13 protein-coding genes are annotated in these 11,662 nt (G+C 74.6%); 10 read left to right on the top strand and 3 right to left on the bottom strand.

The features are described from left to right. Positions 1–10: 10 nt before the first annotated feature. Genes AB0637_RS09830 through AB0637_RS09850 form a run of 5 tightly spaced genes read left to right on the top strand, consistent with a single transcriptional unit; the run spans position 11 to position 4,329 of the window. Positions 11–799 (top strand): creatininase family protein, encoded by a 789-nt coding sequence (locus tag AB0637_RS09830; protein WP_366171774.1) that lies wholly within the window; start codon positions 11–13, stop codon positions 797–799. Between the two features lies 1 nt (position 800). After that, positions 801–1,484: a GntR family transcriptional regulator gene (locus AB0637_RS09835; protein WP_366171776.1), complete on the top strand. Its 684-nt coding sequence runs from the start codon at positions 801–803 to the stop codon at positions 1,482–1,484. A 56-nt stretch (positions 1,485–1,540) separates the two neighbouring features. Further along, positions 1,541–2,263 carry an isochorismatase family cysteine hydrolase gene (locus tag AB0637_RS09840; protein WP_366171953.1) on the top strand — a complete coding sequence of 241 codons (723 nt, stop codon included), beginning with the start codon at positions 1,541–1,543 and terminating at the stop codon, positions 2,261–2,263. A gap of 45 nt (positions 2,264–2,308) precedes the next feature. Beyond that, positions 2,309–2,740 carry a cupin domain-containing protein gene (locus AB0637_RS09845; protein WP_366171778.1) on the top strand — a complete coding sequence of 144 codons (432 nt, stop codon included), beginning with the start codon at positions 2,309–2,311 and terminating at the stop codon, positions 2,738–2,740. 20 nt (positions 2,741–2,760) lie between these two features. Continuing rightward, a complete protein-coding gene (locus tag AB0637_RS09850; RefSeq protein WP_366171780.1) occupies positions 2,761–4,329 on the top strand; it encodes an AtzH-like domain-containing protein in 1,569 nt (522 codons plus the stop codon). A gap of 2 nt (positions 4,330–4,331) precedes the next feature. Here AB0637_RS09850 and AB0637_RS09855 read toward each other — a convergent pair whose 3' ends face one another. Next, entirely contained in the window at positions 4,332–5,534 is a 1,203-nt protein-coding gene (locus AB0637_RS09855) for an AI-2E family transporter (RefSeq protein ID WP_366171782.1), read from the bottom strand. A gap of 120 nt (positions 5,535–5,654) precedes the next feature. Between AB0637_RS09855 and AB0637_RS09860 the strand changes: the two genes are divergently transcribed. Together AB0637_RS09860 and AB0637_RS09865 are read left to right on the top strand one after the other, a co-directional pair. Further along, positions 5,655–6,251: a helix-turn-helix domain-containing protein gene (locus AB0637_RS09860; protein WP_366171784.1), complete on the top strand. Its 597-nt coding sequence runs from the start codon at positions 5,655–5,657 to the stop codon at positions 6,249–6,251. Then, positions 6,248–7,018, top strand: a complete 771-nt coding sequence (locus tag AB0637_RS09865; protein WP_366171785.1) for an NAD(P)H-dependent oxidoreductase — start codon at positions 6,248–6,250, stop codon at positions 7,016–7,018. The genes AB0637_RS09860 and AB0637_RS09865 overlap by 4 nt, the downstream gene beginning before the upstream one ends. A 9-nt stretch (positions 7,019–7,027) precedes the next feature. On the opposite strand, the gene AB0637_RS09870 is transcribed toward AB0637_RS09865, so the two are convergent. Both AB0637_RS09870 and AB0637_RS09875 read right to left on the bottom strand, forming a co-directional pair. Then, positions 7,028–7,669: an MBL fold metallo-hydrolase gene (locus AB0637_RS09870; RefSeq protein WP_366171955.1), complete on the bottom strand. Its 642-nt coding sequence runs from the start codon at positions 7,667–7,669 to the stop codon at positions 7,028–7,030. After that, complete coding sequence (locus AB0637_RS09875; protein ID WP_366171787.1) at positions 7,666–8,775, bottom strand: S-(hydroxymethyl)mycothiol dehydrogenase; 1,110 nt, start codon at positions 8,773–8,775, stop codon at positions 7,666–7,668. Before AB0637_RS09875 ends, AB0637_RS09870 begins: the two co-directional genes overlap by 4 nt. A gap of 94 nt (positions 8,776–8,869) precedes the next feature. Between AB0637_RS09875 and cysS the strand changes: the two genes are divergently transcribed. Genes cysS through AB0637_RS09890 form a run of 3 tightly spaced genes read left to right on the top strand, consistent with a single transcriptional unit; the run spans position 8,870 to position 11,636 of the window. Next, complete coding sequence (cysS, locus tag AB0637_RS09880; RefSeq protein ID WP_366171789.1) at positions 8,870–10,288, top strand: cysteine--tRNA ligase; 1,419 nt, start codon at positions 8,870–8,872, stop codon at positions 10,286–10,288. Next, positions 10,288–11,253 (top strand): 23S rRNA (guanosine(2251)-2'-O)-methyltransferase RlmB, encoded by a 966-nt coding sequence (gene rlmB / locus AB0637_RS09885; RefSeq protein WP_366171791.1) that lies wholly within the window; start codon positions 10,288–10,290, stop codon positions 11,251–11,253. The genes cysS and rlmB overlap by 1 nt, the downstream gene beginning before the upstream one ends. Next, a complete protein-coding gene (locus AB0637_RS09890) occupies positions 11,250–11,636 on the top strand; it encodes a hypothetical protein (protein WP_366171793.1) in 387 nt (128 codons plus the stop codon). Before rlmB ends, AB0637_RS09890 begins: the two co-directional genes overlap by 4 nt. Positions 11,637–11,662 lie beyond the last annotated feature (26 nt).

Below are 11,662 nucleotides of genomic sequence, written 5' to 3' on the forward strand. Positions count from 1 at the left end.
AAGGACCCCCGTGACCGTCGAACGCCTCCTGCACCACCTGACGACGGTGGACGTGGCCGCCCTGCCCAAGGACCGGGGTGTGGTCGTCCAGCCGATCGGCGCCGTCGAGCAGCACGGTCCGCACCTGCCCGTCGTCACCGACGCCCTCGTGGCCGAGCGCATCGCTCGCGGGGCGGTGGCGCGGTTGCCCGACGACGCCCCCGTCTGGGTGCTGCCGACGCTGCACTACGGCAAGTCCACCGAGCACCTCGGCCGCGCCGGAACCGTGTCCCTCTCCACGCGCACCCTCCTGTCGGTGTGCGAGGACGTCGGCCGTTCCGTCGCCGCGTCGGGGTTCCGCCGGCTCGTCTTCGTCAACGGTCACGGCGGGAACCCCTCCACGCTCGACACCGTCGCCCGCGACGTCCGCGTCGAGACCGGGTTGCAGGTGTTCCCGGTCACCACCGGACGGCTCGGGCTACCGGCCGACCTCGACCTGCCCGACGCCGAGTTCTCCGTCCACGGTGGGCACGTCGAGACCTCCCTGCTCCTGGCGCTGGAACCCTCGCTCGTCCGGCTGGACCGCGCGGTCGAGGGTGGCCGGGCCGTCGCCGACCTCTACCGGGACAAGCGGCACCTCTCCCTCGAGGGCGTCGTCCCGACGGCCTGGGTGACGGACGACCTGTCCGCCAACGGCGTCATCGGCGACCCGGTGCACGCCTCGGCGGAGGTCGGCCACCGCGTCCGCGAGGCGTGGGAGTCGCGACTCGCGCAGGCTCTGCTGGAGATCGTCGGCTTCGAGTTCCCCGGTACGGTGTGACGTGCCCGCACCCACCAAGAAGCGCAGTCTGGCCGCGCTCGTCACCGACCAGCTCCGCGCGGACATCGTCGGCGGGACCTACGCCCCGGGCGAGCGCCTCGTCGAGGAACGGCTGTCGCAGGTCTACGCGGTCTCGCGCATCCCCGTCCGGGAGGCGCTGAAGGTCCTCGAGAGCGAGGGCCTCGTCACGACTACCGCGTCCAGGGCCCGCATCGTCACGCGCCTGTCGCGCGAGGAGATGAGCGAGATCGCGCCGTTGCGGCGGCTGGTGGAGGGCATGGCCGCCGAACGGGCGGCCCAGTCGCTCAGCGAGGAGTCGCGGGCCGCGCTGCAGTCGCTCGTCCACCGCGGCCAACGGGCCCTCGCGGCCGACGACGGCGCGACGTTGCGCGACGTCAACGCCGAGATCCACAAGGCGGTCGTGCTCGCCAGCGGCAGTGCGACGCTCTTCGCGGTGCACCAGCCGCTGTTGGCCCGCACGAGCTGGAGCAACCGCTCGCTGCTGCACGGCGACCGCAACGACACCTGGCGCGAGCACGTGCAGATCGTCGCCGCCATCTGCGACGGGGACGCCGCGCGCGCCCGCCGCCTCATCGAGGACCACATCGACCAGTGGCTGACGGCGGCCCAGCTGACCGAGGACCCGGCGCCCGCCGCCGGGGTCGACGACGAGGAGGCCTCGTGACCACCACGCCCACCGTCACCGGTACCGACCGGCGGGAGGTCAGGGACCGCTGGACCCTGCGGCCCGGGCACGTCGACCTGCGGCGTCCGGACGTCCCGCCCCGCGCGGTGACCGTCGGTGCCCTGCCGCAGGACCTGACCCTCGACCTGACCCGCACGGCGGTCGTCGTCGTGGACCTGCAGAACGACTTCTGCCACCCCGACGGCTGGCTCGCCTCGATCGGCGTCGACGTCTCGGGTGCCGGCGCCCCGGTCGCACCGCTGCTGGAGACGTTGCCGCCGCTGCGCGCGGCCGGTGCGGGCGTGGTCTGGCTCAACTGGGGCAACCGCCCCGACCGCGCCAACCTGCCGCCCGGCGTCCGGCACGTCTACGACCCCGACGGGGAGTCCACCGGCATCGGTGACGCGCTGCCGAACGGGTCGGCCGTCCTCACCGAGGGCAGCTGGTCGGCCCGGCTCGTCGACGGGCTCGTCCCCGCGCCCGAGGACGTCGTCGTCTCCAAGTACCGCATGAGCGGGTTCCCCGACACGCCGCTGGACTCCGTGCTGCGCCGGATGCGCGTCGACACGCTCCTGTTCGCGGGGGTGAACACCGACCAGTGCGTGCTCGCGACCCTCACCGACGCCGCCGGTCTCGGCTACGACGTCGTCCTCGTCGAGGACCTCTGCGCCACGACCTCCCCGCAGTTCTGCACCGACGCCACCCTCTACAACGTCCGCCAGGTCTTCGGGTTCACGACGACGTCCGCGCAGCTGCGCGCGGCGCTCGCCGCGTCCTGACCGGACCCCCGCACCCCCCACCACCCGTCCAGCAGGAGGCTCCCCGTGTCCACCGCCCCGATCGTCAAGGACCTCGCGTCCATCACGCCCCACTTCATCGGCGAGAACCGGACGGTGAAGCTCGCCGTCCTCGCCGGCCCCGCGGACGGCTCCGGCACGACCGTCGTCTTCGAGGTCTGGGAACCGGGTGGGTCCCAGCCGGACAACAGCCACGAGGAGTCGACGGAGACCTTCGTCGTCCTGCAGGGCAGCGCGACCGCCTACTCCGACGAGCACGTCGCCGAGCTGGTGCCCGGCAACGTCATCGTGCTGCCCGAGGGCTCGGTGCACCACATCGTGAACACCTCCACGACCGAGCGCCTCTACACGCTGACGGTCATGGCCAACGACGGCGGGTTCTCCGACCTCATCACGACCGGGCCGGCCGCGGAGTTCGACGCCGCGGACTTCGCCGTCCTGACGGGAGTCCTGGTCTGAGCCGGGAAGGGAGTTCCGACGTGCCGCAGGACCTGCCCCTCGCGGGTGAGGAGGAGGGGCTGCTCACGGCGTTCGGTCGCTACGAGCGGGCCCTCATGGCCGACGACCTCGCCGAGCTCGACGCCCTCTTCGCCCCCGGCCACGCGACCCTGCGCGCCGACGGCGCCACCGCGCTCGTCGGAGCCGACCACATCGCCGCCTACCGGGCCGCGCGTGGCGGTGCGCCGCAGCGCTGGCTGCGGCGCGTGCACGTGCGGTGGATCGGGCCGGGCGACGCGTACGTCGTCGCCGAGACCGACCGCGTCGCCGGGGCCGGACTGCAGACGCAGTGGTGGCACCGCGACGAGGAGGGCTGGCGGGTGCGCGCGGCGCACGTCTCCGGCGGGCCCGTCGCCGGCCCCGACCCCTCGGCGGCGGCGGATCCCGCGACCTGGCGGCTGCGCGGGGAACCCCTCGTCGCCGGGGCGGGGTCGGGACCGCTGCACGGCCTGCGCGTCGCGGTGAAGGACCTCGTCGCCGTCGCCGGCCAGCGCGTCGGTGGGGGAGTGCCCGCCTGGCTCGCTCAGGCGCCGCTCGAGGAGGCCCACGCGCCGGCGCTGCAGCGCCTGCTGGACGCGGGCGCCGACGTCGCGGGCATCGCCCAGACCGACGAGTTCGCCTTCTCCCTCATGGGGGTCAACGAGCACAGCGGGACGCCCGTCAACGCCCGCGCCCCCGGACGCGTCCCGGGCGGGTCGAGCTCGGGGTCGGCCGCGGCCGTCGCGGCCGGGACCGCCGACCTGGGCCTGGGCACCGACACCGCCGGGTCGCTGCGCGTCCCCGGGTCCTACTGCGGGCTGTACGCCTGGCGGCCCACCCACGGCGCGGTCCCGAGCGAGGGGGTGATGCCGTTGGCGGAGGACTTCGACTCCGTCGGGCTGCTCGCCCGCGACGGGGCCACGCTCCGGCGGGCCGGTCACGTCCTGCTCGGCGCCGACCCGGGGACCCCGGTGGGGCGGCCGGAGGCGCTGCTGCGCAGCCGGACCCTCTCCGAGCTGGCGTCCCCCGAGACGGCGCTCGCGGTCGAGGCGGCGCTGACGGCCCTGTCGGTGGCGACGGGACTGCCCGTCGTGGACGTCGACGTGCCCGCCGACGCCCCGGCGCGGTGGACGGCGGCGTTCCGCACGGTCCAGGCCGCGCAGGCCTGGTCCCACCACGGACCGTTCCTGCAGGCCCACCCCGACGCGGTCTCGCCCTCGGTGGCGGCCCGCTTCCGCGCGGGGGAGGCCGTCGACGCCCCGGCCGTGGCGGCCGCGCGCGAGGTGATCGCGAGCACCCGGGCGTGGCTCGACGTCGTCCTGGCGCAGGGCTGGCTGTGCCTGCCGAGCACGAGCACCCCGGCCCTGCTGCGCGAGGCCGGACCGGACGGCTTCGAGGCCGCCCGCGCGGGCACGCTGCAGCTCACGACGCTGGCCTCGCAGTGCGGTGTCCCGGCCCTCGGGCTGCCGTGGGGACGGGTCGGGGAGCTGCCCGTCGGGCTGTGCGTCCTCGCGCCGCGGGGGGCCGACGCCGACCTGCTCGCTCTGCTGGAGGCGCTGGGCCCGGCCTGACGTCAGTCGCCCGCGGGCTGGGGCTCCTCCTCGGGGTGGCGGACCCGGCGCTTGCGCTTGTTCGAGGCCTCCGCCTGCGGGTTCTCCGGTTCGTCCGGGACGAGCTCGTGGTGCACGTAGCGCAGGATCACGGTGATGATCGCGGTGACGGGCACCGCGAGGAACGCACCCGTGATGCCGAACAGCGTGCCGCCGATCGTCACCGACCCGATGACGACGGCCGGGTGCAGGGCGAGGGACTTGCCGACGAGCAGCGGCTGCAGGACGTTGCCCTCGAGCTGCTGGACGAGCAGGACGATCCCCAGCACGACGAGCGCCTGGACCCAGCCCAGCGTCACGAGCGCCACGAGGACCGCCAGGACCCCGGTCACGACGGCCCCGACGATGGGGATGAAGGCGGCGAAGAAGATCGCCACGGCCAACGGGAGGGCGAACGGCACGCCCACGATGGCCATCCCGACGCCGATGAAGACGGCGTCGACGAGCGCCACCGCGGCCTGGGACAGGATGTAGCCGCGCACGGCGGCCCAGACCCGGGAGCCGAGCGCCGTGGTGTGCCGGTGCGCCTCGGCGCTGAGCCAGCGCCGCGACCACGGCAGCAGCCGGTCCCCGTCGGACAGGCAGAAGAACGTCAGGACCAGCACGAGCAGGAACGTCACGACCCCGGAGCCGATGGTCGCGCCGACCGTCCCGACCCCGCCCACGACGCTGAGGGCGATGGACTGGGCGTTCGTCTGCAGTTCGGCGATGCCCTGGTTGACGAGGTTGCCGATCTGGTCGTCGCCGAGGTCCAACGGTGGGCCGGTCACCCACTGCTGCACCTGCGCCAGGCCCTCGACGGCGGAGTCGGCGACCTCACCGGACTGGTTGGCGACGTTCGGGATGAGGGCGGCGAAGATGCCGACGACCACTGCGACGAGGAGCAGGATCGCGACGAGCGCCGCCAGGGCCCGCGGCAGCACCGCCCGCAGGACGTGCGCGAGCGGCCAGAGGATCGCGCTCAGCAGGATCGCCAGCAGCAGCGGCAGCAGGAGCGACCAGCTCTTGCCGAGCAGCCAGATGGCCGCGGCAACGCCTAGACCCAGCACGAGCAGGCGCAACGACCACCGCGAGGCCTCCGTCACACCGCGCGCGACGACTCCCGTCGCGGGTTCGCGAGGGGTGGGCGCGGGGGCGGGGGGTGGGGCGTCCTGCTGATCACTCACCCCCGGATGCTCTCAGGTGGCACCCTCCTCGGCACTCGGCGGCGCACAGGGAACTCCTTGCAGGTTCCGCCGGCGTGTGCTTACCATCAGTAAGTTACTGGTGGTAAGCGGGAGGGACCCATGACGACGCGACCACGGCTCAGCCGCGCCGAGCGGCACGAGCAGCTCGTGGCGACGGCGCGGACGCTCATCCGTGAAGCCGGCACCGACGACTTCACCCTCGGCCGCGTCGCCGAGCGCGCCGGCGTCACCAAACCCCTCGTCTACGACCACTTCGGTGACCGTGCCGGCGTCCTGGCCGAGCTGTACCGCGCCTTCGAGGCCCGGCAGCACGCGGCGTTGGCCACCGCCCTGACCCGCGCCCGCCCGCAGCTGGACGCCGTCGCGGCGCTCGTGGCCGGGGCCTACGTGGACTGCTGCCTCGCCGAAGGGCGCGAGCTGTCCGACGTCGTCGCGGCCCTCGCCGGGTCCAGTGCGCTGACGGCGGTCCGACGGGAGGCCGAGGAGGACTACCTGGCGGCGTGCCGTGCGGCGCTCGCCCCGTTCGGCACCCTCGACGCGGCCGCCGTCCGGGCCGTCGTGGGGGCCGGGGACGCGCTCGTGCGCGCCGTCCTGGACGGGACGACGGAGGAGGACGACGCCCGCCGGACCCTCTCCCGGGTCCTGCTCGCCGTCACCCGGCCCCACGCCCGCACGACCCCGGAGGAGACCCCGTGACCACCGCCCTGTGGGTCAACGCCCACCCCCGCACCGCCTCGCTCAACGGCCGGCTGACCGCCGCCGGGGTCCAGGCCCTGTCGTCCCGCGGGGACGTGCTGAGGTCGGACCTGTACGCCCAGGACTTCGACCCCGTCCTGCGCGAGCGCGACCTCGGTGACCTCGCCGGGACGCCGGGCACCCTCGCCGAGCAGCTGGGCGAGGCCCACGCCCGGGGGCAGCTGCCCGCCGACGTGCGCGCGGAACAGGCCAAGCTCGCGGCCGCCGAGCTGCTCGTCCTGCAGTTCCCGCTGTGGTGGTACGGCCCGCCCGCCGTCCTCAAGGGCTGGTTCGACCGGGTGTTCACGGCCGGGTTCGCTCTCGGGGACGTCGACCCGTCGACGGGCCTGCCGCTGCGCTACGGCGACGGCGGGCTCACGGGCCGGCGGGCACTGCTCGTGGTGACGGCGGGGGAGGACGCCCGCTCGATCGGCCCGCGCGGGATCAGCGGGGACCTGGAGAGCCTGCTGTTCCCCCTCACCCACGGGACGCTCTGGTACGTGGGGATCGAGACCCTCGGGCTGCACGTCGTCCACGACGCGGACGGCCTGGACGCGGACGGCGTGCAGCACGAGGTCGACCGGTTGCGCCGGCGGTTGGACGGGATCGCGGACGAACCCGCGCGGCCGTTCCGGCGGCTGCGCGACGGGGACTACCCGGCCCGCGCCCTGCGGCCCGACCTCGCCCCCGGGCGGACCGACCTCGCGATCCACCGCGCGGCCGGCTGACGCCCGGCCTCAGTGCCCCCGGTCGATCCACTCCTGCAGGTGCGGGGCCTCGTCACCGATCGTCGTGTCGTCGCCGTGCCCGGTGTGCGCGCGGGTGTCGGCGGGCAGTTCCAGCAGCACCGTCCGGATCGACTCCACGATCGTGGCGAAGTCCGAGAACGACCGGCCCGTCGCGCCCGGGCCACCGGCGAACAGGGTGTCGCCGGTGAAGACGGTCGCCAGGTCCGGGGCGTACAGGCTCACCGCGCCGGGCGTGTGCCCGGGGGTGTGCAGCACGTGCAGGTCGGTCCCGGCGACCGAGACGACCTGGCCGTGGGCCAGGTCCGTCGTCGGAACGTCGGGGTGCGTCAGCTCCCACACGGGCCGGTCGGCCGGGTGCAGCAGCACCGGCACCTGGTGCTCGGGCGTGGAGAACCGCTGGGCCAGTGCGGGTGCCTGTCGGACGTGGTCGTCGTGGGCGTGCGTGCACACGACGGCCAGCAGCCGCCGGTCACCGATCGCCGCGGCGATCGCCTCGACGTCGTGCGGGGCGTCCAGGACGACGACCTGCTCGTCGTCGCCGAGGAGCCAGACGTTGTTGTCGACGTCGAACGTCTGCCCGTCCAGGGAGAAGGTCCCGGACGTGACGAGGTGCTCGACCCGGGCGCTCAGAAGACCACCACCGAACGCAGCACGTCGCCGCTCTTCATGGTGGCGAACGCCTCCTCGACGTCCTCCAGACCGATCCGCTCGGACACGAACGCGTCCAGCGGCAACCGGCCCGCGGCGTGCAGTTCCAGCAGCTGCGGGAAGTCCCGCTCGGGCAGGCAGTCCCCGTACCAGGAGGACTTCAGGGCCCCACCGCGGCCGAAGACGTCCAGCAGCGGCACCTCCAGCGTCATCTCCGGCGTGGGGACGCCGACCAGGACGACGGTGCCGGCCAGGTCGCGGCCGTAGAACGCCTGCCGCCACGTCTCGGGCCGCCCCACGGCGTCGATGACGACGTCGGCGCCGAAGGAGTCGGTCAGCTCGGCGATGGCCGCGACGACCCCGGCCTCGTCCAGACCGCGGGAGTTGACGGTGTGGGTGGCCCCGAGCTGCGTGGCCCAGGCGAGCTTCTTGTCGTCGAGGTCGATCGCGATGACGCGGCGGGCCCCGGCCAGCACGGCCCCGGCCACGGCCGCGCACCCGACGCCGCCGCAGCCGATGACGGCGACGGTGTCGCCGCGCTGGACCGGGGCGGTGTTCACCGCGGCGCCGATGCCCGCCATGACCCCGCAGCCCAGGAGCCCGGCGACCGCCGGGTCCCAGCTGTCGCCGAGGACGGAGGTGTCGACCTTCGTCGCCTGGCCCGCGGCGACGAGCGTCTTGGGGGTGAAGGCGCCGATGCCCAGCGCCGGGGACAGCGGGGTGCCGTCGGTCAGCGTCATGGACTGCGTGGCGTTGTGGGTCGCGAAGCAGTACTGCGGCCGGCCCCGCTTGCAGGCCCGGCACTGCCCGCACACGGCGCGCCAGTTCAGGACGACGGGGTCGCCCACGGCGAGGTTCGTGACGCCGTCCCCGACGGCGGAGACGGTGCCGGCGGCCTCGTGGCCCAGGAGGAAGGGGTAGTCGTCGTTGATGCCGCCCTCGCGGTAGTGCAGGTCGGTGTGGCAGACGCCGCAGGCGGCGACGTCGACGACGACCTCCCCGGCGACGGGTTCGGGGACGAGGATGTCGACGGTCTCGACGGGGGCGCCCTTGGTGCGGGAGATGACTGCGGGAACGGTCCAGGCCATGGTCGCGACCCTAGCGATGCCCTCGGACACGGGTCGAGATCACCGGCGGACGAGGACGCCCGGGGGACCGCCGGCCGCCGGTAGCCTGGAGCCCGTGACCCTCCACCTGCACGACAGCGCCGCCGGCGCGGTGCGCGAGTTCGCGCCGCTCGTCCCCGGGCAGGTCGGCATCTACGTCTGCGGCGCCACGCCGCAGGGGTCGCCCCACCTCGGTCACGTCCGCGCTCAGGTCGTCTTCGACGTCCTGCGCCGCTGGCTCGAACGCTCGGGCCTGCGCGTCACGACCGTCCGCAACGTCACCGACATCGACGACAAGATCCTCGCCAAGGCCGCCGAGGCCGGGGACGAGTGGTGGGCGCACGCCTACCGCTACGAACGCGAGTTCTCCGCCGCCTACGACGCCCTCGGCGTGCTGCCGGCGACGGTCGAACCGCGCGCCACCGGCCACGTCCCGGAGATGGTCGAGCTCATCGGGCGGCTCGTGCAGCGGGGCCACGCGTACGCCGCCGAGGACGGGTCGGGCGACGTCTACTTCGACGTGCGGTCCTGGCCCGCCTACGGCGAGCTGACCCACCAGCGCCTCGACGACATGGAACCGGCCACCGACGCCGACCCGCGCGGCAAGCGCGACCCCCGCGACTTCGCCCTCTGGAAGGGCGCCAAACCCGGCGAGCCGGCGACGGCGTCCTGGGACACCCCGTGGGGACGCGGCCGCCCGGGCTGGCACCTGGAGTGCTCGGCGATGGCCGGCCGCTACCTCGGCCCGCGGTTCGACATCCACGGCGGCGGCCTGGACCTGCGGTTCCCGCACCACGAGAACGAGCAGGCCCAGTCGCGGGCGGCGGGGGACGACTTCGCGAACTTCTGGCTGCACAACTACTTCGTGACGATGTCCGGCGAGAAGATGAGCAAGTCGCTCGGCAACGTCCTGGGGATCCCGCACCTGCTGCGCAGCCACCGCGCCGTCGTCCTGCGCTACTACCTCGTCTCCGGGCACTACCGCACGCACCTGGAGTGGTCGGAGACGTCGCTGCAGGAGTCCGAGGCCGCCTACTCGCGCCTGGAGGGTTTCGTCCGGCGGGCGGCCGAGCGCCTCGGGACGCCGGGGGAGTCGGGCCGGGTGGCGCCCGCCTTCGCCGCGGCGATGGACGACGACCTGGCCACACCGGCCGCGCTCGCCGTCCTGCACGACACCGTGCGGGCGGGGAACTCGGCCCTGACGGCCGGGGACGACGCGGCGCTGCGGACGGCGCTGGAGCACGTGCGGGCCGGGCTCGACGTGCTCGGCCTGGACCCGTTCGCCCACCCGTGGGTGGAGCAGTCCGGCGGCGCGGACGGGGCGCGGGAGGCGCTGGACGTCCTCGTGCGCTCACGGCTGGACGAGAGGGCGGCCGCCCGCGCCGCCCGGGACTTCGCGACCGCCGACGCGGTGCGCGACTCCCTCAAGAACGCGGGCATCGTGATCGAGGACACCCCCACCGGTGCACGGTGGGTTCTGGAAGGTGAGCAGTAGTGGCAGGCAACAGCCAGCGTCGCGGCGCGGTCAGCAAGGGCAAGAAGGGCCCCACGGGGGGCAGCGGTGGCAAGAACCGCCGGTCCCTGGAGGGCAAGGGCCCGACGCCGAAGGCGAGCGAGCGCCCGTACCACCCCGCGGCCAAGGCGGCGAAGAAGGCCGCCCACCGCGCGGTCACGACGAACGCCCGGCCGGGTGGCCGTCCCCCCGTGCGCCGCAAGTCGACCGGTGAGACCGAGTGGATCGCGGGCCGGAACTCGATCGTCGAGGCGCTGCGCGCGGAACTGCCCATCACGGGCATCTACGTCGCCTCGCGCATCGAGACCGACGACCGCGTCCGGGAGATCCTCGCGGCGGCCGGCAACCGGGGGATCCCGCTGCTGGAGGCGTCCCGGCAGGACCTCGACCGGTTCACCGAGAACGCCGTCCACCAGGGCGTCGCGGCGACCGTCCCGCCGTACGCCTACAAGCACCCGATGGACCTGCTCGACGCCGCGTCCGACTCCGGCCGCCCGGCCCTGGTCGTCGCGCTCGACGGGGTGACCGACCCCCGCAACCTCGGGGCCGTCGTCCGCTCCGTCGCGGCCTTCGGCGGGAACGGCGTCGTCGTGCCCGAGCGGCGCGCGGCGGGCATGACGGCCTCGGCGTGGAAGACCTCGGCCGGTGCCGCGGCCCGGGTCCCCGTGGCCCGCGCGACCAACCTCGTGCGCGCGATCGAGGAGTACCAGAAGGCGGGGCTGTTCGTCGTCGGCCTCGACGCCGACGGCGACGTCGACCTGCCCGACCTGCGGCTGGCCGACGGACCGCTCGTCGTCGTCGTGGGCGCCGAGGGTGCGGGGTTGTCTCGGCTGGTCCGGGAGAAGTGCGACCAGGTCGTCAGCATCCCGATGGCCGCGGCCGTGGAGTCCCTCAACGCCGGGGTCGCAGCCGGCATCGCGCTCTACGAGGTCTCGCGCCACCGGTGAGCCTGGACGTCTTCCTGACCCGGTTCGCGGGCGGCGCGGAGGTCCCGCTGGACCTGTCCGCCGCCCGCGCCGTGGTCGAACCGCTCGCGGCCGACCGCGACCCCGAGCACCTCTTCGTGCGCGTGGAGACACCGGACGGGTCGGCCGACCTGTACGGCTACGGCGACCCGCTCGACGCGCTCATGGTCGACCTCGACGGCGACGACGGGGTCCGGCGCTTCCTGCTGGACCTGGCCCGCGCCACCGGGGCCACGCTCGCGACGACCGCGGGGGCGCTCGCCGTGCCCGACGCGACGCTGCTCGAGGACCTGCCCGAGGAGTCGCGGGCCGGCGCCGTCGTCGTCGCGGACCTCGAGGAGCTGGCGGAGTTCCTCCGCTCCTGAGGGGGCGCCGTTGACCCCGCTCGTGA

This window comes from Kineococcus sp. NPDC059986, from assembly GCF_040702905.1.
Lineage (GTDB): Bacteria > Actinomycetota > Actinomycetes > Actinomycetales > Kineococcaceae > Kineococcus.

Bases quoted from the DNA above. Each gene is read 5' to 3' on its own strand.
- AB0637_RS09875 (WP_366171787.1), bottom strand. From the start codon at position 8,775: ATGGCCTGGACCGTTCCCGCAGTCATCTCCCGCACCAAGGGCGCCCCC.
- AB0637_RS09860 (WP_366171784.1), top strand. From the start codon at position 5,655: ATGACGACGCGACCACGGCTCAGCCGCGCCGAGCGGCACGAGCAGCTC.